This window comes from Pukyongiella litopenaei, from assembly GCF_003008555.2.
Lineage (GTDB): Bacteria > Pseudomonadota > Alphaproteobacteria > Rhodobacterales > Rhodobacteraceae > Pukyongiella > Pukyongiella litopenaei.
Window position 1 is genome coordinate 2,641,430 of sequence record NZ_CP027665.1, and the last position, 24,710, is coordinate 2,666,139.

General features: G+C 65.2%; 33 protein-coding genes. 25 read left to right on the forward strand and 8 right to left on the reverse strand.

Annotation, left to right across the window (positions count from 1 at the left end):
- Positions 1 to 98: 98 nt before the first annotated feature.
- From C6Y53_RS13180 to C6Y53_RS13245, 14 genes are all read left to right on the forward strand, one after another.
- A complete protein-coding gene (locus C6Y53_RS13180; RefSeq protein WP_106472840.1) occupies positions 99 to 1,379 on the forward strand; it encodes a class-III pyridoxal-phosphate-dependent aminotransferase in 1,281 nt (426 codons plus the stop codon).
- Positions 1,376 to 2,920 (forward strand): aldehyde dehydrogenase family protein, encoded by a 1,545-nt coding sequence (locus tag C6Y53_RS13185; RefSeq protein WP_211299384.1) that lies wholly within the window; start codon positions 1,376 to 1,378, stop codon positions 2,918 to 2,920. The genes C6Y53_RS13180 and C6Y53_RS13185 overlap by 4 nt, the downstream gene beginning before the upstream one ends.
- Entirely contained in the window at positions 2,917 to 3,528 is a 612-nt protein-coding gene (locus tag C6Y53_RS13190; protein ID WP_106472841.1) for a BMC domain-containing protein, read from the forward strand. The genes C6Y53_RS13185 and C6Y53_RS13190 overlap by 4 nt, the downstream gene beginning before the upstream one ends.
- A complete protein-coding gene (locus C6Y53_RS13195) occupies positions 3,528 to 3,962 on the forward strand; it encodes a hypothetical protein (protein WP_149615528.1) in 435 nt (144 codons plus the stop codon). Before C6Y53_RS13190 ends, C6Y53_RS13195 begins: the two co-directional genes overlap by 1 nt.
- Positions 3,959 to 4,213 carry a EutN/CcmL family microcompartment protein gene (locus C6Y53_RS13200; protein ID WP_106472843.1) on the forward strand — a complete coding sequence of 85 codons (255 nt, stop codon included), beginning with the start codon at positions 3,959 to 3,961 and terminating at the stop codon, positions 4,211 to 4,213. The genes C6Y53_RS13195 and C6Y53_RS13200 overlap by 4 nt, the downstream gene beginning before the upstream one ends.
- Positions 4,214 to 4,224: 11 nt before the next feature.
- A complete protein-coding gene (locus C6Y53_RS13205) occupies positions 4,225 to 4,509 on the forward strand; it encodes a BMC domain-containing protein (protein WP_106472844.1) in 285 nt (94 codons plus the stop codon).
- A 34-nt stretch (positions 4,510 to 4,543) separates the two neighbouring features.
- On the forward strand, positions 4,544 to 5,173 hold the full coding sequence (locus C6Y53_RS13210) for a microcompartment protein (RefSeq protein WP_106472845.1): 630 nt from the start codon (positions 4,544 to 4,546) through the stop codon (positions 5,171 to 5,173).
- A 63-nt stretch (positions 5,174 to 5,236) separates the two neighbouring features.
- The gene (locus C6Y53_RS13215) at positions 5,237 to 6,373 is read left to right on the forward strand and encodes an ABC transporter substrate-binding protein (RefSeq protein WP_106472846.1); all 1,137 of its coding nucleotides are present in this window, start codon (positions 5,237 to 5,239) and stop codon (positions 6,371 to 6,373) included.
- Positions 6,374 to 6,441: 68 nt separating this feature from the next.
- Positions 6,442 to 7,512: an ABC transporter ATP-binding protein gene (locus C6Y53_RS13220; RefSeq protein WP_106472847.1), complete on the forward strand. Its 1,071-nt coding sequence runs from the start codon at positions 6,442 to 6,444 to the stop codon at positions 7,510 to 7,512.
- Complete coding sequence (locus tag C6Y53_RS13225) at positions 7,509 to 8,363, forward strand: ABC transporter permease (RefSeq protein ID WP_106472848.1); 855 nt, start codon at positions 7,509 to 7,511, stop codon at positions 8,361 to 8,363. The genes C6Y53_RS13220 and C6Y53_RS13225 overlap by 4 nt, the downstream gene beginning before the upstream one ends.
- Complete coding sequence (locus C6Y53_RS13230) at positions 8,363 to 9,175, forward strand: ABC transporter permease (RefSeq protein ID WP_106472849.1); 813 nt, start codon at positions 8,363 to 8,365, stop codon at positions 9,173 to 9,175. The genes C6Y53_RS13225 and C6Y53_RS13230 overlap by 1 nt, the downstream gene beginning before the upstream one ends.
- 38 nt (positions 9,176 to 9,213) lie before the next feature.
- Positions 9,214 to 9,984: a 3-oxoacyl-ACP reductase FabG gene (fabG, locus tag C6Y53_RS13235; protein ID WP_106472850.1), complete on the forward strand. Its 771-nt coding sequence runs from the start codon at positions 9,214 to 9,216 to the stop codon at positions 9,982 to 9,984.
- Between the two features lie 19 nt (positions 9,985 to 10,003).
- On the forward strand, positions 10,004 to 11,023 hold the full coding sequence (locus tag C6Y53_RS13240; RefSeq protein WP_211299385.1) for a phosphotransferase enzyme family protein: 1,020 nt from the start codon (positions 10,004 to 10,006) through the stop codon (positions 11,021 to 11,023).
- Between the two features lie 16 nt (positions 11,024 to 11,039).
- On the forward strand, positions 11,040 to 11,711 hold the full coding sequence (locus C6Y53_RS13245; protein ID WP_106472852.1) for a cysteine hydrolase family protein: 672 nt from the start codon (positions 11,040 to 11,042) through the stop codon (positions 11,709 to 11,711).
- A 51-nt stretch (positions 11,712 to 11,762) separates the two neighbouring features.
- On the opposite strand, the gene C6Y53_RS13250 is transcribed toward C6Y53_RS13245, so the two are convergent.
- Positions 11,763 to 13,106, reverse strand: a complete 1,344-nt coding sequence (locus C6Y53_RS13250; protein WP_106472853.1) for a FliI/YscN family ATPase — start codon at positions 13,104 to 13,106, stop codon at positions 11,763 to 11,765.
- Between the two features lie 85 nt (positions 13,107 to 13,191).
- On the opposite strand from C6Y53_RS13250, the gene C6Y53_RS13255 reads away from it, so the two are divergent.
- Genes C6Y53_RS13255 through C6Y53_RS13295 form a run of 9 tightly spaced genes read left to right on the forward strand, consistent with a single transcriptional unit; the run spans position 13,192 to position 17,713 of the window.
- Complete coding sequence (locus C6Y53_RS13255; protein ID WP_106472854.1) at positions 13,192 to 13,593, forward strand: FlgB family protein; 402 nt, start codon at positions 13,192 to 13,194, stop codon at positions 13,591 to 13,593.
- Between the two features lie 14 nt (positions 13,594 to 13,607).
- The gene (flgC, locus tag C6Y53_RS13260) at positions 13,608 to 13,994 is read left to right on the forward strand and encodes a flagellar basal body rod protein FlgC (RefSeq protein ID WP_106472855.1); all 387 of its coding nucleotides are present in this window, start codon (positions 13,608 to 13,610) and stop codon (positions 13,992 to 13,994) included.
- Between the two features lie 11 nt (positions 13,995 to 14,005).
- Positions 14,006 to 14,296 (forward strand): flagellar hook-basal body complex protein FliE, encoded by a 291-nt coding sequence (fliE, locus tag C6Y53_RS13265; protein WP_106472856.1) that lies wholly within the window; start codon positions 14,006 to 14,008, stop codon positions 14,294 to 14,296.
- Position 14,297: 1 nt separating this feature from the next.
- The gene (locus C6Y53_RS13270) at positions 14,298 to 14,570 is read left to right on the forward strand and encodes a flagellar biosynthetic protein FliQ (RefSeq protein WP_106472857.1); all 273 of its coding nucleotides are present in this window, start codon (positions 14,298 to 14,300) and stop codon (positions 14,568 to 14,570) included.
- A complete protein-coding gene (locus tag C6Y53_RS13275; protein WP_106472858.1) occupies positions 14,570 to 15,283 on the forward strand; it encodes a flagellar hook-basal body complex protein in 714 nt (237 codons plus the stop codon). The genes C6Y53_RS13270 and C6Y53_RS13275 overlap by 1 nt, the downstream gene beginning before the upstream one ends.
- A gap of 21 nt (positions 15,284 to 15,304) precedes the next feature.
- On the forward strand, positions 15,305 to 16,090 hold the full coding sequence (flgG, locus tag C6Y53_RS13280) for a flagellar basal-body rod protein FlgG (RefSeq protein ID WP_106472859.1): 786 nt from the start codon (positions 15,305 to 15,307) through the stop codon (positions 16,088 to 16,090).
- Positions 16,090 to 16,503: a flagellar basal body P-ring formation chaperone FlgA gene (flgA, locus tag C6Y53_RS13285; protein WP_106472860.1), complete on the forward strand. Its 414-nt coding sequence runs from the start codon at positions 16,090 to 16,092 to the stop codon at positions 16,501 to 16,503. Before flgG ends, flgA begins: the two co-directional genes overlap by 1 nt.
- A complete protein-coding gene (gene flgH, locus C6Y53_RS13290; RefSeq protein WP_425300289.1) occupies positions 16,503 to 17,231 on the forward strand; it encodes a flagellar basal body L-ring protein FlgH in 729 nt (242 codons plus the stop codon). Before flgA ends, flgH begins: the two co-directional genes overlap by 1 nt.
- A gap of 32 nt (positions 17,232 to 17,263) precedes the next feature.
- Positions 17,264 to 17,713 (forward strand): flagellar basal body-associated FliL family protein, encoded by a 450-nt coding sequence (locus C6Y53_RS13295; protein WP_244614834.1) that lies wholly within the window; start codon positions 17,264 to 17,266, stop codon positions 17,711 to 17,713.
- A gap of 231 nt (positions 17,714 to 17,944) precedes the next feature.
- On the opposite strand, the gene C6Y53_RS13300 is transcribed toward C6Y53_RS13295, so the two are convergent.
- The 6 genes from C6Y53_RS13300 to C6Y53_RS13325 form a co-directional block, all read right to left on the reverse strand.
- A complete protein-coding gene (locus tag C6Y53_RS13300) occupies positions 17,945 to 18,745 on the reverse strand; it encodes a DUF1217 domain-containing protein (protein ID WP_106472862.1) in 801 nt (266 codons plus the stop codon).
- Positions 18,742 to 19,146, reverse strand: coding sequence for a flagellar biosynthesis repressor FlbT (flbT, locus tag C6Y53_RS13305; protein WP_106472863.1), 405 nt, complete (start codon positions 19,144 to 19,146; stop codon positions 18,742 to 18,744). The genes C6Y53_RS13300 and flbT overlap by 4 nt, the downstream gene beginning before the upstream one ends.
- A gap of 1 nt (position 19,147) precedes the next feature.
- The gene (flaF, locus tag C6Y53_RS13310; protein ID WP_342212764.1) at positions 19,148 to 19,498 is read right to left on the reverse strand and encodes a flagellar biosynthesis regulator FlaF; all 351 of its coding nucleotides are present in this window, start codon (positions 19,496 to 19,498) and stop codon (positions 19,148 to 19,150) included.
- Positions 19,499 to 19,585: 87 nt separating this feature from the next.
- A complete protein-coding gene (locus C6Y53_RS13315; protein WP_106472865.1) occupies positions 19,586 to 20,410 on the reverse strand; it encodes a flagellin N-terminal helical domain-containing protein in 825 nt (274 codons plus the stop codon).
- A 205-nt stretch (positions 20,411 to 20,615) separates the two neighbouring features.
- A complete protein-coding gene (locus C6Y53_RS13320) occupies positions 20,616 to 20,972 on the reverse strand; it encodes a flagellar biosynthesis protein FlgN (protein ID WP_106472866.1) in 357 nt (118 codons plus the stop codon).
- Complete coding sequence (locus C6Y53_RS13325; RefSeq protein ID WP_211299386.1) at positions 20,969 to 21,259, reverse strand: rod-binding protein; 291 nt, start codon at positions 21,257 to 21,259, stop codon at positions 20,969 to 20,971. Before C6Y53_RS13325 ends, C6Y53_RS13320 begins: the two co-directional genes overlap by 4 nt.
- Before the next feature lie 112 nt (positions 21,260 to 21,371).
- On the opposite strand from C6Y53_RS13325, the gene C6Y53_RS13330 reads away from it, so the two are divergent.
- Both C6Y53_RS13330 and C6Y53_RS13335 read left to right on the forward strand, forming a co-directional pair.
- Positions 21,372 to 22,634: a flagellar hook-length control protein FliK gene (locus C6Y53_RS13330; RefSeq protein ID WP_149615529.1), complete on the forward strand. Its 1,263-nt coding sequence runs from the start codon at positions 21,372 to 21,374 to the stop codon at positions 22,632 to 22,634.
- A gap of 2 nt (positions 22,635 to 22,636) precedes the next feature.
- Positions 22,637 to 23,299, forward strand: a complete 663-nt coding sequence (locus C6Y53_RS13335) for a flagellar hook capping FlgD N-terminal domain-containing protein (RefSeq protein WP_211299387.1) — start codon at positions 22,637 to 22,639, stop codon at positions 23,297 to 23,299.
- A gap of 46 nt (positions 23,300 to 23,345) precedes the next feature.
- Here the strand turns inward: C6Y53_RS13335 and C6Y53_RS13340 are convergent, their stop codons facing one another.
- Entirely contained in the window at positions 23,346 to 24,692 is a 1,347-nt protein-coding gene (locus C6Y53_RS13340; RefSeq protein WP_106472869.1) for a UDP-glucose dehydrogenase family protein, read from the reverse strand.
- Positions 24,693 to 24,710 lie beyond the last annotated feature (18 nt).

Sequence of the window (24,710 nt, forward strand, 5' to 3'; positions counted from 1 at the left end):
TCGCAAAAAACTAGGCAAAAAATGACCGAAAGCAGTCAAAAAATGTTGTAAGACAAAAATTGCATGCTAGCTTCCTCCCGACTGCAAAGGGGAATCACGTGTTCAACTACGGCTATTTCGCTTTTGACTCGAAGGAGGATCTCCTTCGCAAAGCTGCCGAGTACTGGAATCCGGGAAAGGTCAGTTTCTGGACCGAGGCGGGCACGCCGATGGTGATCGACCGGCGCGAGGGTTATTGCCTCTACGACATGTCGGGCAAACGCCTGATCGACCTTCATCTCAACGGCGGCACCTACAATTTCGGGCACCGCCACCCCGAACTGGTCTCGGTTCTCAAATCCGGGCTGGATTACTTCGACATGGGCAACCACTGGTTCCCGTCGGTCGCGCGCGCGGCCTTTGCCGAGAAACTGGTCAAGACCGCGCCGCACATGAAATACGCGATCTTCGGGGCCGGGGGCGCCGAGGCGGTCGAGATCGCGCTCAAGACCGCCCGCTACGCGACCCAGCGCAAGAAGATCGTGTCGATCATCAAGGGCTATCACGGCCATTCAGGCCTGTCGGTCGCGACCGGCGACGAACGGTTTTCCAAGATCTTCCTGGCCGACCGGCCCGACGAGTTCATCCAGGTGCCGTTCAACGACGCCGATGCGCTGGAGGATGTGCTGAAGGCGGGGGATGTGGCCGCGTTCATCGTCGAGACCATTCCCGCCACCTACGGGTTCCCGATGCCCCATGACGGGTATCTGAAGACCTGCCAGGATCTCTGCCGCAAATACGGCACCAAATTCATCGCCGACGAAGTGCAGACCGGCCTGATGCGCACCGGCGTCATGTGGGGCTGGCAGGGCTATGGCCTGACGCCGGACATGTTCGTCTGCGGCAAGGGGCTCGGCGGCGGCATCTACCCGATCAGCGCCTGCCTCGTGACCGAGGAGTGCGGGCGCTGGCTGGTCGAGGACGGCGCGGCGCATATCAGCACCTCGGGCGGCGCCGAGCTGGGCTGCCTGGTCGGGCATCACGTCCTGGAGATGCTGCAACGGCCCGAAGTGATCTCGAACGTGCATTTCGTGGCCGAGTTCTTTGCCCGGGGCATGGCCGAGATGATGAAACGGCACAGCGACATCTTTGTCGGCGTGCGCCAGCGCGGCGTGGTTCTGGGGCTGGAATTCGATCACCCCGAAGGCGCCGTGGCGGTGTCGCGCGCGCTCTATGAAAACGGGGTCTGGGCGATCTTCTCGTCGCTCGACAAGCGCGTCCTCCAGTTCAAGCCGGGGGTCGTGCTCGATGTCGGTCTCTGCGAGGAAATCCTCGACCGGTTCGACGCGTCCATGCCCCGGGCACGGCAACTCCTGAAACCTGGCAGGCGGGTGGCATGAACGAACAGGTGACGATCGAAGCCCCGAGGCTGGACATGCCCGATCGTGCGCTTTCGAGCGCGCGGATGAAGGTGGGCCGCGCCGCCTGGGCCGCGCGCTACTACAGGAGTTTCAGCCGCGAGGCGGTGCTGAAGATTGCAGAGGCGGTGGCGCGTGCGGGCCATGCCAAGGCCGACGAGTTCGCCGATCAGGCGGTCGCCGAAACCGGCTTTGGCGTGGTCGAGCACAAGGCGATCAAGAACCGGCTCTGCACCCACGATCTGCTGGATTATTACCGAGACATGGATCTGGTGACGCCGCGGATCGACGCGGCGCGCAAGATCGTCGAATTGCCGAAGCCGGCGGGCGTGGTCTTTGCCCTCGCGCCGGCGACGAACCCGGTCGCGACCGTCTATTACAAGGCGATGCTGGCGATCCTGAGCCGCAACGCCATCGTTCTCAGCCCGCACCCGGTGGCCAAGGCGGTATCCGCCGCGGCGGCGCGGCACCTGGCCGAGGCGGCCGAAGCGGCCGGGGCGCCTTCGGGGCTGATACAATGCGTCGAAGAGCCGTCGGTTCCGCTGGTGCAGGACATCATGTCGTCGGACCGGATCAACGTGATCGTCGCCACCGGCGGCACCGCGATGGTGCGCGCGGCCTATTCCTCGGGCAACCCGGCGCTGGGCGTCGGGCCGGGCAATGCGGTCGCCTATGTGGACCCGACCGCCGGGGTCGATGCCGCCGCCCGCTGCCTGGTCGAAAGCAAGAGTTTCGACAACTCGATCCTGTGCACCAATGAAAGCGTGGTGCTGACGCTCGACAGCAACCGCGGCAACATGGAACGCGCGCTGCGTTCGGCCGGCGCCCATGTCTGCAACGAGGCCGATACCGCGCGGCTGCGCGAATACCTGTTCGGCGGCGAGGGTTTCACCCTCGAGGCCATCGGCAAGAGCGCGGCATGGATCGCCGAGCGGGCGGGCATCCGCGTCGCGCCGTCGGCCCGCGTGCTGGTGCCGGTCGTGGCCGCGCCGGGCCAGGACGATCTGCTGTTCAGGGAAAAGCTCTGCCCGGTGCTGACACTGACATCGGCGGTCGATTTCCAGCAGGCGCTGACCTTTGCCCGCCACACCGCGAGACGCGGTGCCGGTCATTCCGCCGCCTTCCACGGCGAGGACGGGGCCCGGCTGGCGGCCTTTGCGCAGGAGGTGCCGGTCTATCGCGTCGTGGTGAACGCGCCCTGTTCACAGGGTGCCGCGGGGTTTGCCACCCATCTGCCGCCCTCGTTCACCATCGGCACCGGTTTTGCCGGCCGGTCCTCGATCGGCGAAAACCTGGGCCCGCAGCACCTGGTTCAATGGACACAGGTCGCCTATGGCAAGGACGTGCCCGCCGATCTCGACGGGATCGATCTCGATGCGCTGACGACGGGATCCGCACCGGCGCCGGTGCCGGGCCACGAGGTGGCGCCCGACCGCTCTGCCACGCCGGGCGGCTTTGGCCGCGACGATCTTCGCCAGCTGATCCTGGAAGAACTGCGCAGCCTGCGGGGAGAGCTGAAATGACCGACCTGCGGGCGTCCATCTTCATCGACCAGCTTCAGCCGCAGACCCTGGCCTATATCTCGACCTGGATGCGCGGGACGCTGCCGCGGCTGCGCATGGCGGCGCAGATCGTCGAGATTGCGCCGGGCCTCGATGTCGAGGCGCTGACCGACACCGTGCTGAAGAGCGCGGATGTGCGCGCGGGGCTTCTGGTGGTCGAGCGCCAGTTCGGCACGCTTCAGTTCCATTCGCATTCGACCGCCGAGGTGCAGTCCGGCGCGGCGGCCATCCTGGAAACGCTCGGCAAGACCGCCAGCGATGTCGCGCCGCCCAGAATCCTCGCGTCGAAACTGGTGACCAATATCGGCGACCAGCACGCGTTCCTGATGAACCGGAACAAGCTGGGGTCCATGGTGATCGGCGGGGACAGCATCTACTTGTTGGAATGCCAGTCCGCGGCCTATGCCATTCTCGCCTGCAACGAGGCCGAGAAGGAAGCGGATGTGAAGCTCATCGACATGCGGATGATCGGGGCCAACGGGCGGCTCTACCTCGCGGGAACCGAGGCCGATGTCCGCAATGCCCGGACTGCGGCGGAAAGCGCCTTGCGTGATGCGGGAGCAGCATGATGTCCAGCCTTCGGGACGAGATTCGCGCGATCCTGCGCGAGGAAATCTCTGCGCTCATGGCCGAGCCGCGCCCGGCCGGGCCCGAGACCGAACAGGTGCGCATCGCGTCCAGCGCCGATCTGACCGGTTTCGCGCAGGACCTGGTGCGCCGCGCCTCCGACCCGGATTTCGCGGCGCGGGTGTCGCGTGGCGAGATCGTCTTCCGGCTGGCGGGGGCAGTGCCCGTGCCGGTGTCTATGCCGGTGCCGGTGGTCACGGGGCCGCCCCGGGCCGCACCCGAGACGGTCGACAAAGCGCTGATCACCGAACGCGACATTGCCGGTCTCGGCAATGCCGCGCGCAGCCTTCGGATCTCGGCCCGCAGCCGGCTGACGCCGCTTGCGCGCGACGAGGCGCGGCGGCGGGGCATCAGGATCGAAAGGACTGAGAGATGATTCAGGGTCGCGTCATAGGCAAGATCTGGTCGTCGCGCCGCGTCGCGTCGCTGCCGCCGGGTGCCTTGCTCGAGGTTGAAACCGACGGTGGCGGCAGGCTGATCGCGTTCGATCCGCTGGGCTGCAACACCGGCGAGGCGGTGCTGATCACCCAGGGGTCGGTGGCGGCAGGCTATTTCACCGGCAGGACCGCCCCGGTCGATGCCCTGATCATCGGCTCAATCGACGAAACGAACGAAGTCAACTCATGAGGAAACCAACCATGGCAAATCTGGCAATCGGTATGATCGAAACCAAGGGATATGTGCCCGCGCTGTCGGCCGCGGACGCGATGGTCAAGGCCGCCAATGTCGAAATCGTCGCCCGCAACGAGGTCGGCGGCGGGCTGGTCTCGGTCGTGGTCCGCGGCGACGTGGGCGCGGTCAAGGCCGCGACCGAGGCCGGCGCGGAGGCCGCCAGCCAGGTCGGCGAAGTGACCGCCGTGCATGTCATTCCGCGCCCGCATGCGGACCTGGGCAAGCATTTCTCCGCCGCGACGGCGAAGTAACCGGCGAAACCGCAGGGGAAGAAGGTAACCGCAGATGACGGAGCTACGCGTCTACTTGCCGATCGAGGATTTGCAGCCGCAATTCGCGGCCTACCTGTCCTCGCCCCTGCGCGCCCGCGCCTATCCGCCGTTCCGGGGTCAGAATTCACTGATCATCGAAGTGGCCCCGGCCCTGAGCATTCACCGGATCACCGACCTTGCGCTCAAGACCGCCCCCGACATGGAGCCGGGCATCCTGTTCACCGAACGCCAGTTCGGCCTGCTCGAGCTGCATTCCGACGACATGGCCGATCTCGAGGCGGCGGGCGCGGCGATCCTGAACGGGATCGGGGCGCGGCCCGGCGACCAGCTCGCGCCGAAGGTCCTGTATCACGACATCATCGAGGATCTCTCGGACCAGCACGCGATCATACTCAACCGCTCGCGCGACGGGTCGATCCTGGTGCCGAGGGTGGCGCTGCTGATCTACGAGATGACCCCGGCGCTTTTTGCCTGCGTCGCGGCGAACGAGGCCGAGAAGGTCGCACCCGGCGCGACGATCAACGACGTCCAGATGATGGGCGCGTCGGGCCGCGTGTTCATGTCCGGGACCGTCGAGGAAATGACGCGCGCCAGGGACCGCATCACCGAGGTGCTCGACGGGATCGAAGGCCGCTCCGGCTGACCGGGGCGCAAGAGCAAGAGGGAAAACCCCCGCCAAGGACATAACCGACAGGAGGTAAAGACAATGACCAAAGGACTATCCAGAAGACAGTTCGTCGGCCGCTCCGCGGCGCTGGCCGGCCTGGCCGCCGCCGGACCGGTGGGCCCCGCCTTTGCGGCGCGCAATGACCGGATGAACATCCTGTGCTGGGAAGGCTACAACTCGGACCAGGTGCTGGGCCCGTTTCGCGGCGCCAATTCGGGGGCGACGGTGCGCGCCGAGAGCGGCACATCCGACCCCGACATGATCAACAAGCTGCGGGCCGGCGAAACGTCGGTCTGGGACCTGATCAACGTCAACCAGCCCTGGGCACGCGACCAGCTCTATCCCGAGGGGCTGATCAAGCCGCTCAACAAGGACCGGTTCGCGCCCTATTTCGACAAGATGCTGCCGGAGTTCGCCGAATATCCGCTGGCCTTTGCCGATGATGGCGAACTGATCGGGATGCCGCAGCGCTACGGGCCGTTCAGTTTCGTCGTGAACACCGATGTGATCAGCCGCGAAACGGCCGAGGACCAGGGCTGGAACCTGTTTCTCGATCCCGACATGAGCGGCCGCTATGGCGTCCTGACCTATGACAACTGGAACGTGATCCACATGTGCCTGACCGCTGGGCTGAACCCATTTGCGCCGATCGAGGGCGCGGATGTGGACAAGTTCCGCGAGACCGCAAAGGCGATCTTTGGCGGGGCAAAGCTGCTGACGGATGACCTGGTGGCGATGAACACCGCGCTGATCAACGGCGAAATCGACGCCTATTTCACCGGTGGCACCTATACCGCCTCGCCGGCGCGCTATGACGGCGCGACCAATGTGCGTGCGATCACCCCGAATTCGGGCCCGGTCGACGGCAAGGGCGGCGTGGTCTGGGTCGAGCTGACCTCGGCGGTGAACAATCCCGATCCCAGCGACCTGGCCGAGGATTTCCTCGAGTTCGTCCAGAGCCCGGAGATTTCCAAGGCCGTGGCCTTTACCGAAGGGACCTACAACCCGGTCAGCCAGATGGGCAACCCGGAGGTCATGGCGCAGTTTGACGAGGAAGAGCTCGACGCGATCCAGATGGACAGCCTCGCCGATGAAATGGCGCGGTCGCTCGACTATGATGTCGTGTCTTCCTACGACACGCTGATCGACATCTACACGCAGGAACGTCGTTCGTGACGCCCGCGACCCCGGGCGCCCGCGCCCGGGGTTTCGATCCGCGTGTTCCAATTCTGTAAGGCGAGAGCATGGTCTCCACGGCACTTTTGCGCCTGCGTGGCGTGGTCAAGAAATTCGGCGACTTCACCGCCCTCGACAATATCGGCCTCGATATCCACGAGGGCGAGTTCTTTACCATCGTCGGCCCGTCCGGGAGCGGCAAGTCGACCCTGATCCGGTTGCTGGTCGGGATGGACGATGTCACCGACGGCGAGATCTGGTTGCGGGACGACCGCATCGACGGAACGCCGGCCAACCTGCGCCCGACCTGCATGGTGTTCCAGTCGCTGGCGCTGTTTCCGCACATGACGGTAGGGCAGAATATCGAGTTCCCGCTGAAGCTGCGCAAGGTTGCCCCGGCGGCGCGGCGCGCGCGCGCCGAGGAATTGCTGGAACTGCTGCGGTTGCCGCAATCCTATTACGACAAACGGATTTCCCAGTGTTCGGGGGGCGAACGCCAACGCGTCGCGCTGGCGCGGGCGCTGGCCTTCGATCCAGAGATCCTGTTTTTCGACGAACCGCTGTCGGCGCTGGATTACCGGCTGCGAAAGACGCTGGAAAAGGAACTGAAGGACCTTCACGCGCGGACCGGCAAGACCTTTGTCTACATCACCCATTCGCTGGAAGAGGCGATGGTGATGTCGGACCGGATCGCGATCATGAAGGCCGGCCGGTTCGAACAGATCGCCGTGGCCGATGAAATCTACAGCACGCCGGTCAGCCGTTTCGTGGCCGAATTCATGGGCGAGGTGAACCTGTTCCCCGTCGCCGCCCGCAATGGCGGCCTGCACAGCGCGGCGTTGCAGATCGCGCCCGGTGCCACGCTGGACGGGGTGGGTGACGACGACAACGGCCTGTTGATGGTGCGGCCGGAATACATGCGCATCGCCGACAGCGCGACGCCGTTCGATTTCATGCTGGGCGGGGTGCTGCACGGTGAATACGCGCTGGGGTCGCGGATCCAGTACGAAATCGAGACCCCGGAGGGCATGGTGACGGTCGAAAAGCTGCGCGAGGATCGTTTCGACATTCGCGAAGGCCAGGACGTGACCGTCGGTTTCAATGCCGCCAACACCCATTTCATCCGGGACGCGTCATGAAATCGCTGGACAGCAGACTGGGGTTCCTCTCGGCATTGCCGCTGTCGGTGGTGCTGGTGGCGTCGTTCCTCGCGCCGCTGGTGGTCGTGGCGCTGTTCTCGATCATGCCGCCAAAGGTCTTTTCGCTGGCGAACACGCCCGATTTCTCGGCCTATTCGGTGTTTTTCGCCCAAGGTTACTACAAGTCGCTGCTGTGGTCGCTGGGGATGGCCTTTGCCTCGACCCTGATCCTGCTCGTGCTGTGCTGGCCGCTCGCCTACGGGATGGCCAAGGTTTTCGGGCGGTTCACGCTGGTTCTGACCATTGCCGTGGTCATGAGCCTGTTCGTGTCCGAGAACATCCGGCTGTTCGGCTGGGTGCTGACGCTGATGAAGGGCGGCCTGATCGAAGGGCATGTCCGGGCCTGGACCGGCATCGGCTTCGACAGCCCGCTCTACGGGGTTCCGATCATCGTTTTCGGCCTCGTCTATGTCTACCTGCCTTTCATGCTGTTCCCGCTGGCGCAGGGGATCTCGATGGTGCCCGACGACACCCGGCAGGCCGCCTATGATCTCGGCGCGACGCGCTGGCAGGTGTTGTGGCAGATCGAGGTGCCGCTGGCGGCCCCCGGCATCGTGGTGGGATCGCTGCTGAGTTTCGTGCTGGCCGCCGGGGCGCTGGCGGAATCGAAGATCCTCGGCGGCCAGGCGGTGATCGCCATCGCCGATGACATCGAAACCGCCTTCACCTTCGGGCAGAACTGGCCGCTGGGGTCGTCGCTGTCGATGATCCTGATCGTCATCATCGGCGGGCTGGCGCTGTTCGGTGTCTCAAGGGTCGATCTGGACGCGATCATGGGGAGGAAGCGCTGATGCCGACCAGCCGTTCGACCCGGATCGTGCTCTATGCCTATGGCCTGCTGGTCATCGCCTTTCTCTACCTGCCGCTGGTCTCGGTCGGTTTCGCCTCGGTGTCGCGGGCCCGCTACCTGAGCTTTCCGATCAAACGCTACTCGACCAGGTGGTATGCCGACGCGGTGCAGAGCAGCACCGTGCGCGAATTGCTGACAACCTCGCTGTCGGTCGCCGTCCTGGTCACGGTCATTTCGGTCGTGGTCGCATTCTTCGGGGCGCTGGCCTTTGCCCGCTATGACTGGCGCTATCGAAGCACGTTCCAGAAACTGATCCTGCTGCCGATCTTCTTTCCGCAGACCGTGCTGGGGCTGGCGCTGCTGATGTGGTTCAACTCGCTCGGGGTGATCCCCAGCTGGAAGACCGCCGTTGTCGCGCATCTCGTCTGGATCGCGCCGATCGCGACGCTGATCGTGTCGATCCGCGCCTACGGCTTCGACCCGGCACTGGAGGAGGCGGCGCGCGACATGGGGGCGGGGACCTGGACGATCCTGCGCGAGATTACCCTGCCGCTGCTGATGCCGGGGCTGCTCTCGGCGGGCCTGTTCGCCTTTCTGCTGAGCTGGGGGAACTTTCCGCTGTCGCTGTTCACCACCGGCGCGGATTCGACGCTGCCGGAATGGCTCTACGCCAAGATGGTGTCGGGCTATTCGCCGCTGGTGCCGACACTGGGAGTGATGTCGGTGGTGGGGTCGTTCCTGCTGATCCTCGCCGTCTTTGCAGTCGCCTGGCTGGTCCGCGTCAACAGGGAAGCCCGCGCCGCACGGAACTGAACATACGCCAAACACAAGCACGAAATCGGGAGGTCATCATGCTTACGTCACTCAAGGGAAAAAGCGTCATCGTCACCGGCGGGTCCAAGGGGATCGGCCGGGGCATCGCCACCGTCTTTGCCCGCCAGGGCGCCAGGGTCACCATCGCCGCGCGCGGCGAGGCCGATCTCAGCGCCGCCGCCGCCGGGATCGAGGGCGACGTGCGCTACGAGGTCTGCGACGTGTCCGACTGGGCATCGGTCAGGGCAATGGTCGACAGCACCGCCGCCGCGCAGGGCGGGCTGGACGTGGTCTGCGCCAATGCCGGCGCGTTCCCGCAGACCAAGATGGTGGACATGGACCCCGCCGAGTGGGACCAGGTGATGGCCACCAACCTGCGGTCGTCCTTCCTGTGCGTGAAGGCCGCGATCCCGCATTTCGACAAGGCTGGCAAGGGCCGGGTGGTGCTGACCTCGTCGATAACGGGGCCGGTCACGGGCTATCCCGGCTGGTCGCATTACGGCGCGTCCAAGGCCGGCCAGCTCGGGTTCCTGAAGACGGCGGCGATGGAGCTGTCGCGCTACAACACGACGATCAACGCGGTGATGCCGGGCAACATCTATACCGAGGGTCTTCAGGATCTCGGGCAGGACTACCTGGACACCATGGCCGCGTCGATCCCGCTGAAACGTCTCGGCGATGTCGAGGATATCGGCAACGCCGCGCTGTTCTTTGCCTCGGACGAGGCCGGCTATATCACCGGCCAGCAGATCGTGGTGGATGGCGGCCAGATCATTCCCGAATCGCTGGAAGCGATCCAGGAAATCTGACGGCGGCGAGGAGGTTTCGATGTCCGGATCTGACATGCCGCTGAAGGAATTGCTGGGCCATCTCGACAGGCTGGCCCGGTTGTCACTGTCGCTGTGGGACATGCCCGACGGGGCCAGCGCGCGCCTGATCAACGTCTCCGAGAACGCGACCTACCTGGTCGAGGCGCCGGGCGGCTACAGATCGGTGCTGCGCATCCATCGCGAGAACTATCATACCCACCGGGCGATCGAATGCGAACTGGGCTGGCTGCAGGCGCTGGCCGGGGCGGGCGTGGTGGCAACGCCGGGTTTTCATGTCGGCAAGAACGGCGATCCGATCCAGCAGGGGCGCATCGACGGGCTGGACGCGCCGAGATACATGGTGCTGTTTCATTTCGTCGAAGGCGACGCCCCGGATGAAAGCGGCGACATGACCGGCGGGTTCGAGGAGCTTGGCGCGATCGCGGCCCGCTGCCATGACCATGTGCTGAGCTGGCCAAAACCCGACCGGTTCGAACGCCTGACCTGGGATGAAACGGCCGTGTTCGGCACCTCACCGACCTGGGGCGACTGGCGCGATGCCCCCGAGGTGACGCCCGAGGTGGCCGAGGTGCTGGAACGGGTCGAGCAGACCATCTGTCACCGGCTGACCGCCTTTGGCAAGACCGCCGACCGGTTCAACCTGATCCATGCTGACATGCGGCTGGCGAACCTGCTGATCGGCCCGGACGGCACCCGGCTGATCGATTTCGACGATTGCGGCTGGGGTTGGTTCCTCTACGATTTCGCGGCCAGCATCAGCTTCATCGAGGACGATCCGCGAATCCCCGACCTCAAGGCCGCATGGGTGCGCGGCTATCGTTCGGTGCGCGGGCTGAGTGCTGCCGAGGAAGCCGAGATCGACACGTTCGTGATGCTTCGCCGGATGGCGCTGCTGGCGTGGATCGGCAGCCATATCGAAGCGCCCGAGCCACAGGCGCTCGCGCCCGGCTTTGCCGCCACCACGGCGCGGTTGGGACAGGCCTATATGGACAGTATCGGGGACAGGATCGGGGCGTGAACGCGGGGGGACCCACATGAGCGACTGGAAGACAGCCTTTCGCAGCTTCTACTACGAGACCGCCGAGGACCCGGCCGATATCGTGCTCGACCGCCGCCGGACGGCGCTCCTGGTGATCGACATCCAGAACACCTATCTGGAGCCGCCCGACGATCCGGCCGAGGCCGCCCGCTGGCAGCCGTTCTTCGACCGGATGAATACCGCGGTGATCCCGAACACGGCGCGGCTGCTGGACTGGGCGCGCGGTGCGGGGCTGGAGGTCATGTTTGCCCGCATCGCCTGCCAGACCGAGGACGGGCGCGACCGCTCGCTCAGCCAGAAGAAGCCGGGTTTCAACTACCTCCTGCTGCCGAAGAACCGCGACGACAGCCAGATCGTCGACGCGCTGACCCCCAGGGGCGACGAGATCGTCGTGACCAAGACGACGGACAGCGCCTTGACCGGGACCAACCTGCGGTTGATGCTGCACAATATCGGCATCACCCATGTGATCGTCGCGGGCATCTTCACCGACCAATGCGTCAGTTCGACCGTCCGGTCGCTGGCCGACGAGAGTTTCGAGGTGCTGGTGGTCCACGATGCCTGTGCGGCGGCAACGGACGAATTGCACCGGCGGGAACTGGAGATCATCAACATGATCTATTGCCATGTCGTGGCGTCAGAGGATCTCGCCGGGTTCCTGGCCTGACCGGCCGTCGCGGGGTCTTGCCCGCCCGTGGCAGGGTCGGGCCGGTGGGTGTCAGCCGGGATGCGGGTCGGGCCGGTTTCGCATCCGGCGCAGAAGCACCCCGAGCCGGTCGAAACTGTCGCCGATACCGCCGGTTTCCCGGCGGGCAAAGAACGCGTCGAGATCCGGCCAGAGACGCACCGCCTCGTCCAGTTCCGGGTCGGTGCCTTCGCTGTAGAGGCCGGCGCGGATCATGGTTTCCGTGCGTTCATAGAGTCCCAGCAGCCGGCGCACCTGTCCGATCATCTGGTTTTCCTCGTCGGTTGCCGCATCGGGCAGGCAGCGCGACACCGATCGCCCCACATCGACCGCCGGAAACCGGCCCCGTTCGGCGATGGCGCGCTCCAGCACCACATGGCCGTCGAGAACGCCGCGCAGGATGTCGGCGACCGGTTCATCCATGTCCGATCCGGCCACCAGGACGCTGAAAACGGCGGTGATCGTTCCCGCCCCCTCCAGTCCCGGCCCGGCGCGTTCGCACAGCGCGGTGATCAGGGGGACCAGCGACGGCGGATAGCCCCGCAAAGCGGGCAATTCGTCCGACGCGGTGGCGATCTCGCGATGCGCCTCGGCAAAGCGGGTGACGGAATCGACCAGCAGCAGGACGCTCCGGCCCTGGTCGCGGAAATGCTCGGCCACGGCCATCGCCGCCCAGGCGCAGCGCCGGCGCGCGGTGGCGGGCCGGTCCGACGTTTCGGCAACAACGACAGAGCGCCGCAACCCGTCCGGCCCCAGCGTGTGGCGGATGAACTCGTTCACTTCGCGCCCGCGTTCGCCGATCAGGGCGACAACCACGACATCGGCGGCCATGCCGCGCGCCAACTGGCCCAGCAGCGTCGATTTCCCGACCCCCGACCCCGCGAACAGCCCCATGCGCTGGCCCGATGCAATCGGCAGGACGGTGTTGAAGACCGCGAGCCCGGTCGACAGCCGGTCTCCCAGCGCGGCCCGGCCCGCGGCCGGCGGCGGCGCGGTTTCGAGCGGGCGCGCGGGGCCTGCGCGAAACAGCGGCATGTCATCGAGCGGCGCGCCCTCGGCATCGACGATCCGGCCGATCCAGTGATCGCCCGGCGCAAAGGTCCGCCTGTCCAGCCGGACCGCTGCATCGCCGATCGCGACCGCATCGGTGCCGCCATCGGGAAGGAGGCTCACATCGCCATCCGCGATCCGGATCACGGTCCCGTCCAGGGGCGGGCCCGACTGCCTGCGAATCCGCACGCGGTCGCCGACACCGACATGGTCGGCCAGGCCCGCCAGCCCGATGGTTCCCCCCCGAACCGACGAAACGCGCCCGGCGGATTTGCCCAGGCCGAGTTCGGAAATCTGTTGCGCGAGAAGATCGAAGCCCGCGTTCATGGCGAATATCCCGTCCTTTTCTGAAAACCGTTTCTAAACGAATCGGGGTTAAGCCTTGATTGAAACCGATCGAGGAAGAACCCCGATGCATGCCGATTTGAACATATTCCGAACCGCCGGCGCGCAGGCTGCACATGCCGCCCGACGCCAGGCGGTGATCGCCGCGAACATCGCCAATGCCGACACGCCCGGCTACAAGGCCCGCGATATCGGAACATTTCGTGATCATCTGGCCGGCACCAGTTTGGGCACCAGTTTGGGCACCGCCATGCGGTCGAGCCGGGCGGGCCATCTGCACGGCGCCGTGCGCTCCGGGGCCGCTCGGGTGCCGCAGGCATCGTCAACCGCCGAAGATCCGAACAGGAACACGGTTTCCGTCGAACTGGAGATGATGAAATCGGTCGAGGCCAAGCGCGAGCATGATCGCGCCGTTGCCATCTACCGGTCGTCCCTGAACATCCTGCGCACCAGTCTCGGGCGCGGCTAGGTCGGGGCGGCATCATGAACGAGTTTTCCAAGGCCCTCGGGGTAAGCGCGAGCGCGCTGCAGGCACAGGCGACACGGCTGCGGCACCTGTCCGAGAACATTTCGAACGCGGACACGCCCGGTTACCGGCGCAAGCTGGTGGCGTTCGAAACCGCCGCCAGGGACGGCACCGCCAACGTGTCGGTGGGCCGGGTGCGGCTGGACCGGTCGGAACTGGCGCGCCATTTCGACCCGTCGCATCCGCTTGCCGACGAGACCGGTCACTATTCCGGCTCGAACGTGAAACTGATGATCGAGATCGCCGATGCCCGCGAGGCGCAGCGATCCTACGAAGCCAATCTCAAGATGTTCGACCAGACCCGACAGATGTCGTCGTCGCTGCTCGAACTTCTGCGCAAATAAGGAGCTCCAGAATGGATGTCAGCAGCCTTTCCGCCGCCCGGCATTATGCGTCGGCGCGCCCGGCCACCGAACCCGGCGGCCAGTCCTCTTCGCCGTTCGGCCTCGCATCGGCGATGGCGCAGGATTTCGCCGCGACCATGGCGCAGGGCGAAACCCGGGCGATGCAGTCGATGACCGGCGATGCGGATCCGCATTCGCTGGTGCTGGCGCTGGCCCAGACCGAACTGGCGGTCGAAACCGTGGTCACGGTCCGCAACAAGGTGGTCGAGGCCTACCAGGAAATCCTGCGGATGCCGGTGTGACATGCTGAGCGAAAGCCTGTTCTATGACACCCTGCGCCAGGGCATGTGGTCGGCGGTGATGATGTCGACGCCGGTGCTGACGGTCGCGCTCGTCACCGGGCTGGTGATCGGCCTGTTCCAGGCGCTGACTTCGATCCAGGAAATGACGCTGACATTCGTGCCCAAGCTCGCGGCGATCGTGATCGTGTTCTGGGCGACCATGGGCTACATGACGCAGATGCTGCTGGCATTCTTCGACGGTCATGTCATCCCGGCGATCGCGGGGGGCACCTGATGGAAAACGCCGGATATGTGGTGCTGTCGCGCCAGTCGGGCCTGATCGACGAAATGCGCGTCGTCGCCAACAACATCGCCAACGCGGCGACCACCGGGTATCGCCAGGAGGGCCTGGTGTTCTCGGAATATGTCGATGCCGGGGAGGGCCGGTCGTCGCTGTCGATGGCCGAGGCGAATATTCGCAACACGTCGCGCGCGCAGGGGGCCCTCACCGAAACCGGCGGGGCGTTCGATCTCGCCATCGAAGGCGACGGGTATTTCCTGATCGAAACGCCGGGCGGCGAGCGGCTGACCCGGGCGGGCAGCTTCGCTCCGAATGCGTTCGGCGAGCTCGTCAATGCCGATGGCCATCGGGTTCTGGACGCCGGCGGCGCGCCGATCATCGTGCCGCCGGACAGCACCGGGCTGCGTATCGCCTTTGACGGGACCATCAGCAACCGGGACGGCACGATCGGGCAGGTCGGGGTCGTGGTTCCCGGCGATCCGATGGGGCTGGTCCGCGAGGACGGGGTCAGGTTCCGGGCCGATGGCGGCACCGAACCCGCAGAGAATATCAGGCTGCTCCAGGGTTTCCTGGAAGGGTCCAACGTCAATCCGATCCTGCAAGTGGCGCGGATGGTCGAGATCCAGCGCGGGTATGAGCTGGGGCAGAGTTTCCTGAATGCCGAGGACGAACGGATCCGCCAGGCGGTCAAGGTCTTTGTCCGGTAACGATCTGAACAGGAGGATACCATGCGCGCACTGAAAATCGCCGCCACCGGGATGCTGGCCCAGCAATTGCGGGTCGAGACCATCTCCAACAACCTCGCCAACATGAACACGACCGGCTACAATGCGCGCCGCGCCGAATTTGCCGATCTGCATTATCAGCAGGCATCGCGGGCAGGCACGATCAGCGCGAGCGACGGCACCCTGCTGCCGACCGGGGTCCAGATCGGGCTGGGGGTCCGCCCCGCTGCGGTGACCGTGCATCTCGAACAGGGGGCGCTGAGCGCGACGGGCAACGATCTCGATGTCGCGATCGAAGGGGTGGGGTATCTCGAGGTTCTGCTGCCATCGGGCGATGCGGCCTATACCCGTGATGGCAGCCTGAAGCGTTCCGCCGATGGCATGATCGTCACCTCCGAGGGCTTTGCCATCGCGCCCGAGATCGTGATCCCGTCCGACGCGACCAGCATTTCGATCAATGGCGACGGCGAGGTTTTCGCCTATTTCTCGGACAGCGCGGAAGGGGAATCCCTGGGCCAGTTGACCCTGTCGGGGTTCAGCAACGCCAAGGGGCTCGAGGCGCTGGGCGGCAATCTCTTCCGTGAAACCGAAGCTTCGGGGCCGCCCCTTTCCGCGACGCCCGGCGAGGACGGGCTGGGGACGCTCCGGCAGGGGTATCTCGAAAACAGTTCGGTCGATGCCGTGCGCGAGGTGACCGAACTGATCGAGGCCCAGCGCGGCTACGAGATGAATGCCAAGGTCATTTCCGCGGCCGACCAGATGATGGCCGCCACTACGCAGGTCCGGTGATGACAAGGCTGGCCGCAATGCTGATCCTCGCCGCGCTGCCGGCGGTCGCCGAAACGGTGGTGCCGGCGCGCACCATCCGGGCCAGGGAAATCATCGGGCCGGCCGATATCCGGGTTGTGCCCGAAACCTTTGCCGGGGCCGTGGACGATCCCGATCGCGTGATCGGGCGCGAGGCACGGACCACGCTCTATGCCGGCCGGCCGATCCTGGTCGCGCAGACGGCCGAACCCGCGCTCGTCGGTCGCAACGACATCGTGCCGCTGGTCTTCCTGCGCGGCGGGCTGCGGATCGTGGTCGAAGGGCGGGCACTGGGCCGCGGCGCCGAGGGCGAAATGCTGCGGGTCATGAACCTGAGCTCGCGCACGACGGTTTTCGGGCGGGTGACGGCCGATGGATCCATCGAGGTGGAATGATGAAAAAGACGGCAACATTTCTGATCGCCATGCTGGCCATGTCCGCCTGCGGGCGCATGGATCATCTCGGCAAGCCGCCCAGTTTCTCCGCCAACCAGCAGACGCCGGAACATGTGGCGATGCTGTGGCCGGGGTTGCCGATGCACGCGCAGCCGCACCGCGCGGTGGACCGGTCGTCGCTGTGGAGCGGGGGCCAGCAATCGCTGCTCGGGGATCGGCGCGCGATGAAAAAGGGCGATATTCTGACGGTCGTGATCGAGATCGACGAAAAGGCCGAGATCTCGAATGACAGCGCCAGGGCGCGCAACGGAACCGAGGAACTGGAGATCCCGCAACTGTTCGGGCTTCCGCAACGGGTCGATCAGAACCTGCCCGCAGGGGCGTCGATGGCCGAGGCGGTGACGATCGGTTCGAAAAGCCAGAGCAACGGAAAAGGGTCCGTCAAGCGCAAGGAAAAGCTCACGCTGCGCGTCGCCGCCACCGTTGTCGATGTTCTGCCGAACGGGGTGTTGTCGATTTCCGGCTCGCAGGAATTGCGGGTCAATTTCGAGCTGCGCGAGTTACTGGTGTCCGGATTCGTTCGTCCCCAGGATATCTCGCGCCAGAACGAAATCACCTATGACAAGATTGCATCCGCCCGGGTTTCCTACGGGGGCAGGGGGCAGATCACGGATGTGCAGCAGCCGCGATACGGCCAGCAGATCCTGGATGTGGTGCTCCCGTTCTAGGCATGATCATGTTTTCCAGGATCCTCCCTCTCATGCTTGCGCTCGTCGGAACCTCGGCGGGAATGGGAGCCGCGTACTGGATGGGCGCGCCGCCGCCGAATGGCGCGAAACCCGGGGTCGAGCGCGCGGATGCGCAGGGCAAGGACACCAAGCAAGGCGAAACGGAATTCGTCAAGTTGAACAATCAGTTCGTCATCCCCGTGATCGAGGGCGATGGCGTCGATGCGCTGGTGGTGATTTCACTGAGTCTCGAAGCCGGGACCGGTCAGCGAGAGTGGATCTACCGGCAGGAGCCCAAGCTGCGGGACGCATTCCTGCGGGTTCTGTTCGATCACGCCAACATGGGCGGCTTTGACGGGCGGTTCACGAAGGCCGAGACCCTGGGCTTGTTGAGGACCGCACTGCTCGAGGTGGCTCAGATGCAGTTGGGTGACAGCGTCGCGGATGTTCTGATCACCAACCTGGCGCGTCAGGACGAATGACCGTGTCGGGACCGGAGCCGCGAGGCCGAGGCGCGTGGTTCTGACGCGGTCCGTATCTGTGATCATGTGGCCCGGGAAACGCATGTGTTCGATGTGATGGGCCGGTGCACCTGGACCTGGCACGACCATTCACGGGACCAACGATCCGGCGATGTTCTGGACAGGCACGATGACCAGTGAAGTTTCCGGCTGTGTCGATTGGGGGGCAACAGTGCCCGGCCTCTGTCCGGTTTAGGCCTGGTTGGCGCGCAGCAGTGACAGCGCGACGGCCTGTGGTGACGCGGCCTGGCGGGCATCGCGGATCTGGGCCTGCATCAGGAAGCGGTCGGTGAAATCGGACAGTTTCTGCGGGTCTGAAAACTGGCTGACAGTGTTGTCGCCCAGCACACCGGCTGTCTTGTCGCGCAAGATTTCCATCTGCTTTTCGATATCCAGCTGGCCGAAGGACGACGGCAGGGACAGCGCCGTTTCGAACATGTTGCGCAGCGGCGGCAGGCTCATCAGCGTGTACCATTTGGTTTCTTCGCTGACCGCGTCCGCGGCCAGTTCCGCCAGTTCGCGTTGTGCATAAAGCGCGACCCGCATGTCATTGTCCTGTTCGCCGACCGCCGCTTCGAACATCTGCACCCGGAAACGATCGGCGAGATCGGTCATTGCGCCGATGTCGCCGGTGTTCGGTGATTGCCCCGGTCCAAAGCCGAACGCGTCGCTCAGATCGCGGTATCTCTGGTCGGTGAGCCGAATGGCCAGGGCGTCGTCGCTCGTCGTTCCGTCTTCGAGGATCTTCCTTACGAAATAGCGATCGTCGATATCGTCCTGGAGGCCAAAGGCGCCAAGAGCGACCTGCAGAAGCCGGCGATCCGCCACGAGGTCGGCGGCGGTGGAGACCTCGGTGATCTTTTCCAGAAAATACCCGGTGTCGCGTGTAACCGCGGGTGACCTGGCGTAGGTATCGATCTGCGCGTCATAGGTCCGGGTCAGAAACCGCCAGGCCACCAGCCCGCTGCCGGCGACAACCGGTGCAAAGGTCATGTCGGACGCAAGGCGAACAGGCGCTCTTCCCTCGGCAGCAGCCGCCGGAGCGCCTTGAGGCACTTGTAATACTGGTCGTGGAGCAGGGCGTCGGTGGCTTCGGCGAGCGAAGTTCTGCTGTCGAAATCGGTGAACACCTGGCTCAGTTCCTCGATCGACCGAAGCAGCGACATTCTGGCCGGTTCGGCCGGGCTGTCGCCGGACAGGATGAGCTGTGCGGCATAGCAGACGCGACGAACCGGTGTGTTGGCCTGCTCGGGGTGGATCGCATCCCGCAGCCTGAGAATGTTCGCCTCCGGGGTGATGATCGCCAGCCGGCCGCGTCGATCGCCGTTTTCGATCACGGCCCCGTTGATCAGAACCCGCTCTTTCGGGGCCAGTTTCAGGATCAGGCCACCCATGTCAGGCCGCTCCGCCGCGCAGGCCGCGCATGACCGCGGTATTGATGTCCAGAAGCGGGGCGACATCGCCGCGGCGGGCCAGGACCTCGCTCGTGTGCTGATGGGTGAATTCCGCCAGATAGAAAATCCGGGCCTTCAGATCCTGCGGCAACGGGTTCGCGGCATCCGACACATCGGTCGCAAAGATCTGCCACAGCTTCTTGTTGTCATGCAGCGCTTCGGCCAGGGCCGGAAAATCGACCGGTGTCCTGTCGGCTTCGGCGCGAAGACGATGGGTGATCTTCGCAACGGCTTCGTATTCCCTGTCGCGTTCGGTTCGCGTGGGCGTGGCTGCCGACGAATAGGCCTGCATGGCTTGGGTCCGGATGTTCAATTTGCGCCTCGATCAAGCTGTGAGCTGGAGCGACCGGGGGCATTCGCTGCCCCCCGGTCAGGGTGTTTACCGGAACAGCGACAGGATCGTCTGCGGTGCCTGGTTGGCGATCGACAGCGCCTGGACACCCAGTTGCTGCTGCGTCTGCAGGGCCTGCAGGCGGGCCGATGCCGCCTCCATATCCGCGTCGACCAGGGTGCCGATGCCCGATTTCATCGCATCCATCACCTTGCCGACAAAGACATTCTGACCCTCGATCCGCTTGGCGGACGCACCAAGCGCCGCAGCCCCGTCAACCGCCGTCTGGATCAGCGCCTCGATGTCGTCGATCGACGCCGCTGCCGTGGTCGCGTCGGTCATGACCACGGTGGTCAGGTCCAGGCCGGCTTCGAAATTCACCGACTTCACGGTGATGGTTCCGGTCGTGACCGCCCCGGCGGCGTCGCGGTCGAGCGAGGACAGGACGGTCATGTCGCCGCCCGCGGTGTTCAGCAGGTTCTTGCCGTTGAACTGCGACCCCTTGATGATCGACGTGATCTCGAGCTTCATTTCATTGACTTCGGCCTCGAGCTTGGCGTGGTCGACATTTTCGCCGTTCGCGGCGATCACCTTGTCCTTCATGTCGGTCAGGATGTCGGCGATCCGTTCCGCCCCGGCGCTGGCCACGGCGACGGTGGATTCGCCCAGTGCCAGCGAATCCGAAATCGCGTTGAAGCCAGACACGTCCGATTCCATCACTTTCGAAATCGCCCAGATCGCGGAATTGTCCTTGGCGCTGGCAACGTCCTTGCCGGTCGAAATCGCGTTCTGGGTCTTGCCCAGATCGGTGTTGATCGATTTCAGGGTTTGCAGTGCGACCATCGCACTGGTGTTGGTCAGAATGCTGGACATAGCATGTTTCCTTCAGACTTGGGCGGTTTCGCCCGGTTTCATCCCGCCCCCTGTGGACGGACCGAACGTCTTTCTGACACTTGCGGCGCCGGTGTGCCGGGGCCGCGCCACCTCATCGGAGGTGCCCGGTCACGATGACCGCCATGTGCTAATGGAATGCTAAGAGCGCAGGTGTGAATGGCTCGAATTTTCGGCAAATCCCGCGTCATGCGCGTTTTTCGACGGACGATGCGACCCGCGCGGAAAGATGCGTTTTCCGGCCTTTGCCGTCGTAGACATCGGTTCCCTTCCTGGCTTGCTGAAGGTCCGACAGCCGTCGGGCAACGGCGCGGATGCCCTCCATCGCGCCGGTCAGCAGGTCCTGGTTCCGCGCCATTTTTTCGCGCAGAGACGGCAGGTCGCCGGGCTGCGCCTGCGTCACGTCGATCTGTGCGACAAGGTTTTCCTTTTCGCTGACGAGCCGTTCAAGGCGCGCAAAATCGCCCGCGATCAGCGCCGCGCGTTCGCAATCGAGCAGGGTGTCCAGCTGCTCGATCCGGTTGTCGGGGTCCGCCTGCGTCATTTTTCTGCCTCCAGCAATGCCCGGTAGAGTGATTCGGCGAGCCCGATGCCGCCGCTGCGGGCGATCTGTTCGGCCTGGGCACGCACGAGAAAAGTACCGAACTGGCTCTCTCCGGCGCCGCCGCCAAAGCTCTTTCGTTGCTCGCCGAACCCCGCCGATTTCAGCATTTCGGTCAGGAACGCGGCCTCCAGGTCGATGGCCGCGTCCTTCAGCGGATCGGCCATGCGCGGGGTGTTGCCGTTGTGGTGGGGCGCTCGGACCGGTGGCGATATCGATGCCGGGATCATGTGCGATTCCTCGAATTGCTGCGATTTTTCCGAAACTGCCTGCCCACGGTTAAAAAAAACGTAACCGCTCTGCCGAATGGTGGGCGAACCCGAAACGAACAGGTGACCGATCGTGACTGATCCAGTTTTGAGTGCCGTGGCCGAGATGATCGCGTCCGGACCCGCACCGCGGGCCCGGGCCGGTGGCGAGGGGCCGCGAGGCGAGGATTTCGGGTCTGTTCTGTCTCGTCAGAAAGACGCGGGGAACGACATGCCGGAGGCAGAGGCGGCGGACCTGCCGGGCCTGACGGACGGCGAGGTGCAGGTTGCCGAAGCCCCCGACGCCGCAGATCAGTGTGCGGATGACGGGGCGCGCGATCCCGACACGGGTGAGATCCGCGATGTTCGCCCCGCGCCTGACGCCGGGGATCTGCAACGGCAACCGGCCGGGCAGGACACCGACACGCAAATCGGGGCTGAGGCTGAAATCGGGGACCGCCCGGAAACGGCGGCAAGGCCTGCCATCCGTTCGGTGGCCGAGATCGTTGCTGCCGCTGGTGCCGCGCCGGCTGACGCCCGCCCATCGGTGAGCCGCGCGGAGGAAGGCGTGACGCCACCGCCCGTCGATCACGGCGTGGGTCGCGCCACCGGCCAGACCGTGACGCACCAGGCCGATGGTTCCGCGCAGTTGGCTACAGGTGCCCCGGCGCGTCATACGGACACTATCAGTGCGAAACCCTGGGTGGCGGACACGGATCGGCTCCGCTTGCGTCTGCCTGACACGCCAGTTGCCGGTCAGGCTGACGCGCTGGCGTCACGACCGGTTGGTGCCGCGCAAGCGCCGGATTTCAACACGTTGCACCGGATTTTCAGCCGCATCGGCGACAGTGATATTGCCCCGGCCGACGACTTGCCGGGCCTCGAGCTGCGTGGCGTGACCGAGGCCGCTGATGCCGCCGGCCAGCGGGTGCGACCGGCGACGAGCGATGCCCCGCCAACCCGGGCGGGCCATGCGCCGTTCCGGTTCGAAACCGTGGTCGAGGTCGCCGCGCGGAACCACAACAGGATGTTCGAGATCGCGCTGAGCCCTGAAGAGTTGGGCCGGGTCCGGATGTCGCTGATGCCGTCCGAGCAGGGCGTGACCGTGCAGATATTCGCAGAGCGGCAGGAGACGATTGACCTGCTGCGCCGCCATTCCGATCAACTCGCGTCCGAGTTCCAGCGTCTGGGCTATGACAGCACCGGGTTCGAGTTTTCTGGCGGGGATGCTGAAAAACAGGGTCAGGACGACAGATTTCGCCCGCATGACCAGAGTACGGTGACCGGAGCCGAGAGTTCCGCCGCGATTCCGGTCGCCCGCGTCGCGATGTCGTCCGGCGTGGATATGAGGGTATGACAATGGATGCAGCTACACCGGTCCAGGCGGCGCAGGCCGGTAGCCAGACCAGATCCGAAACCGGCGCGCGCCCTGCGCTGACATCGGATTTCGAAACCTTTCTGAAGATGCTGACGGCGCAGGCACGTTACCAGGACCCGCTCGAACCCATCGATTCGACCGAATACGCGGCGCAGCTGGCGCAGTTCTCGATGGTCGAACAGCAGGTCCAGACCAACGACACGCTGGCCAGGCTGGCCGGGTCGCCGGGGTTCTCGCAACTGGCGGAACTGGCCGGGTGGGTCGGCATGGAGGCGCGGGTGCCGGCGGTGGCCGGATTCCGGGGCGTTCCGATCACGGTGTCGCCGAACCCCGATCCGCGCGCCGAGGAGGCTTTTCTGATCGTTGCCGACAGTGATGGAAGAGAGGTCCAGCGGCTTGCGATCCCGGTATCGTCCGACCCGGTCGAATGGGCCGGGGTGGCATCGGACGGCCAGCCGCTGGCCCATGGCACCTACAGTTTTTCCGTCGAGAGCCACGCGGCCGGAGAGATCATCGCGACATCCGCCGCCCAGTTCTATGGCCGGGTAACCGAGACACAGATCCGGGACGGCAGCGCGGTGCTGATCCTGGAGGACGGGCAGGTCGTGCAGGCGACCGATGTCACCGCGTTGCGGCAACCGTAGCAACGATTGCGGCGCGACACGGGTGCTGCCCGCGGCAAGACCGGCCTCAGATTATTGTCGCGATTTTCGCAGCCTCGGCGATCTGGTCCTGTCGCCCCACGGAGACATAATGAGTGAAACCCGCGCGATGGGCATCCTGGGCGGAATAGATGTTGCGCAGGTCCGCCATCGCGGGATTGGCCATCCGGGTTGCCAGCCGCTTCAGGTCCAGCGCCCGGAACTCGTTCCATTCGGTCAGGATCACCACCGCATCGGCGTCCTGTGCTGCCTCATAGGCATCGTCGAACCAGGTCACGCCCGGCAGCAGGTCCTCGCCCTCGCGCCGCCCCTGGGGATCGACGACCCGCACCCGGGCGCCGGCCCCGATGAGCGCGGGCACCACGGTGAGCGACGGCGCCTCGCGCATGTCGTCGGTATTCGGCTTGAACGTGACCCCGAGCACCGTGATCGTGCGGCCCGCGACGCGGCCGTCGAACAGGTCCATGACCTTGTCCACCATGCGGCGGCGGGTTTCGTCGTTCACCTTGATCACGGTTTCGGTGATCTGCATCGGCAGCCCGTGGTCCTGTCCGATCCGCGCCAGCGCACGGGTATCCTTGGGGAAACACGACCCGCCATAGCCGGGCCCGGCGTGAAGGAACTTGTTGCCGATCCGGCCGTCGAGCCCGATGCCCTGGCTGACCTTCTTGATATCCGCCCCGGTCCGTTCGCACAGCGCGGCGATTTCGTTGATGAAGGTGATCTTGGTCGCCAGGAACGCATTGGCCGCGTATTTGATCATCTCGGCGCTTTCCAGATCGGTGGTCAGCACCGGGAAATCGCGCAGATAGAGCGGTCGATAGATGTCGGCCATCACCTCGGCCGCGCGGTCGTTTTCGACCCCGACCACGATCCGGTCCGGGCGCATGAAATCGTCGATGGCCGCGCCTTCGCGCAGGAATTCGGGGTTCGAGGCAACGTCGAAATCGGCCCCCGGGCTGGCCCCGGCGATGGTTTCGCGAACCTGCCGGTTGGTGCCCACCGGTACGGTCGATTTCGTCACCACGACCGCGTAGCCGGTCAGCGCGGCAGCGATTTCCCGCGCGGCATCCATCACATAGCTCAGGTCGGCATGGCCGTCCCCGCGCCGGGTGGGGGTGCCGACGGCGATGAACACCGCATCGGCCCCGTCCACGGCAGAGGCCAGATCGCCGGTGAACGACAACCGGCCCGCGTCGACATTGCGCGCCATCAGCGTGTCGAGACCTGGTTCGTAGATCGGAACCTTGCCCGCGCGCAGCATCTCGATCTTGCCGGGGTCCTTGTCGACGCAGATCACGTCATGGCCGAAATCCGAAAAACACACACCGGAAACAAGCCCGACATAGCCGGTGCCGATCATCGCAATCTTCATGTCTCAACCCTTCACCCC

Bases quoted from the DNA above. Each gene is read 5' to 3' on its own strand.
- flgG (WP_106472859.1), top strand. From the start codon at position 15,305: ATGCGCGCACTGAAAATCGCCGCCACCGGGATGCTGGCCCAGCAATTG.
- C6Y53_RS13220 (WP_106472847.1), top strand. From the start codon at position 6,442: ATGGTCTCCACGGCACTTTTGCGCCTGCGTGGCGTGGTCAAGAAATTC.
- C6Y53_RS13245 (WP_106472852.1), top strand. From the start codon at position 11,040: ATGAGCGACTGGAAGACAGCCTTTCGCAGCTTCTACTACGAGACCGCC.
- C6Y53_RS13185 (WP_211299384.1), top strand. From the start codon at position 1,376: ATGAACGAACAGGTGACGATCGAAGCCCCGAGGCTGGACATGCCCGAT.
- C6Y53_RS13215 (WP_106472846.1), top strand. From the start codon at position 5,237: ATGACCAAAGGACTATCCAGAAGACAGTTCGTCGGCCGCTCCGCGGCG.
- C6Y53_RS13240 (WP_211299385.1), top strand. From the start codon at position 10,004: ATGTCCGGATCTGACATGCCGCTGAAGGAATTGCTGGGCCATCTCGAC.
- C6Y53_RS13270 (WP_106472857.1), top strand. From the start codon at position 14,298: ATGCTGAGCGAAAGCCTGTTCTATGACACCCTGCGCCAGGGCATGTGG.
- flbT (WP_106472863.1), bottom strand. From the start codon at position 19,146: ATGGGTGGCCTGATCCTGAAACTGGCCCCGAAAGAGCGGGTTCTGATC.
- C6Y53_RS13335 (WP_211299387.1), top strand. From the start codon at position 22,637: ATGGATGCAGCTACACCGGTCCAGGCGGCGCAGGCCGGTAGCCAGACC.
- C6Y53_RS13225 (WP_106472848.1), top strand. From the start codon at position 7,509: ATGAAATCGCTGGACAGCAGACTGGGGTTCCTCTCGGCATTGCCGCTG.
- C6Y53_RS13320 (WP_106472866.1), bottom strand. From the start codon at position 20,972: ATGACGCAGGCGGACCCCGACAACCGGATCGAGCAGCTGGACACCCTG.
- C6Y53_RS13340 (WP_106472869.1), bottom strand. From the start codon at position 24,692: ATGAAGATTGCGATGATCGGCACCGGCTATGTCGGGCTTGTTTCCGGT.
- C6Y53_RS13190 (WP_106472841.1), top strand. From the start codon at position 2,917: ATGACCGACCTGCGGGCGTCCATCTTCATCGACCAGCTTCAGCCGCAG.
- C6Y53_RS13230 (WP_106472849.1), top strand. From the start codon at position 8,363: ATGCCGACCAGCCGTTCGACCCGGATCGTGCTCTATGCCTATGGCCTG.
- flaF (WP_342212764.1), bottom strand. From the start codon at position 19,498: ATGCAGGCCTATTCGTCGGCAGCCACGCCCACGCGAACCGAACGCGAC.
- C6Y53_RS13295 (WP_244614834.1), top strand. From the start codon at position 17,264: ATGCTTGCGCTCGTCGGAACCTCGGCGGGAATGGGAGCCGCGTACTGG.
- flgH (WP_425300289.1), top strand. From the start codon at position 16,503: ATGAAAAAGACGGCAACATTTCTGATCGCCATGCTGGCCATGTCCGCC.
- C6Y53_RS13210 (WP_106472845.1), top strand. From the start codon at position 4,544: ATGACGGAGCTACGCGTCTACTTGCCGATCGAGGATTTGCAGCCGCAA.
- C6Y53_RS13205 (WP_106472844.1), top strand. From the start codon at position 4,225: ATGGCAAATCTGGCAATCGGTATGATCGAAACCAAGGGATATGTGCCC.
- C6Y53_RS13200 (WP_106472843.1), top strand. From the start codon at position 3,959: ATGATTCAGGGTCGCGTCATAGGCAAGATCTGGTCGTCGCGCCGCGTC.
- C6Y53_RS13300 (WP_106472862.1), bottom strand. From the start codon at position 18,745: ATGACCTTTGCACCGGTTGTCGCCGGCAGCGGGCTGGTGGCCTGGCGG.
- flgA (WP_106472860.1), top strand. From the start codon at position 16,090: ATGACAAGGCTGGCCGCAATGCTGATCCTCGCCGCGCTGCCGGCGGTC.
- C6Y53_RS13195 (WP_149615528.1), top strand. From the start codon at position 3,528: ATGTCCAGCCTTCGGGACGAGATTCGCGCGATCCTGCGCGAGGAAATC.
- C6Y53_RS13250 (WP_106472853.1), bottom strand. From the start codon at position 13,106: ATGAACGCGGGCTTCGATCTTCTCGCGCAACAGATTTCCGAACTCGGC.
- C6Y53_RS13275 (WP_106472858.1), top strand. From the start codon at position 14,570: ATGGAAAACGCCGGATATGTGGTGCTGTCGCGCCAGTCGGGCCTGATC.
- flgC (WP_106472855.1), top strand. From the start codon at position 13,608: ATGAACGAGTTTTCCAAGGCCCTCGGGGTAAGCGCGAGCGCGCTGCAG.
- C6Y53_RS13255 (WP_106472854.1), top strand. From the start codon at position 13,192: ATGCATGCCGATTTGAACATATTCCGAACCGCCGGCGCGCAGGCTGCA.
- C6Y53_RS13325 (WP_211299386.1), bottom strand. From the start codon at position 21,259: ATGATCCCGGCATCGATATCGCCACCGGTCCGAGCGCCCCACCACAAC.
- fliE (WP_106472856.1), top strand. From the start codon at position 14,006: ATGGATGTCAGCAGCCTTTCCGCCGCCCGGCATTATGCGTCGGCGCGC.
- fabG (WP_106472850.1), top strand. From the start codon at position 9,214: ATGCTTACGTCACTCAAGGGAAAAAGCGTCATCGTCACCGGCGGGTCC.
- C6Y53_RS13315 (WP_106472865.1), bottom strand. From the start codon at position 20,410: ATGTCCAGCATTCTGACCAACACCAGTGCGATGGTCGCACTGCAAACC.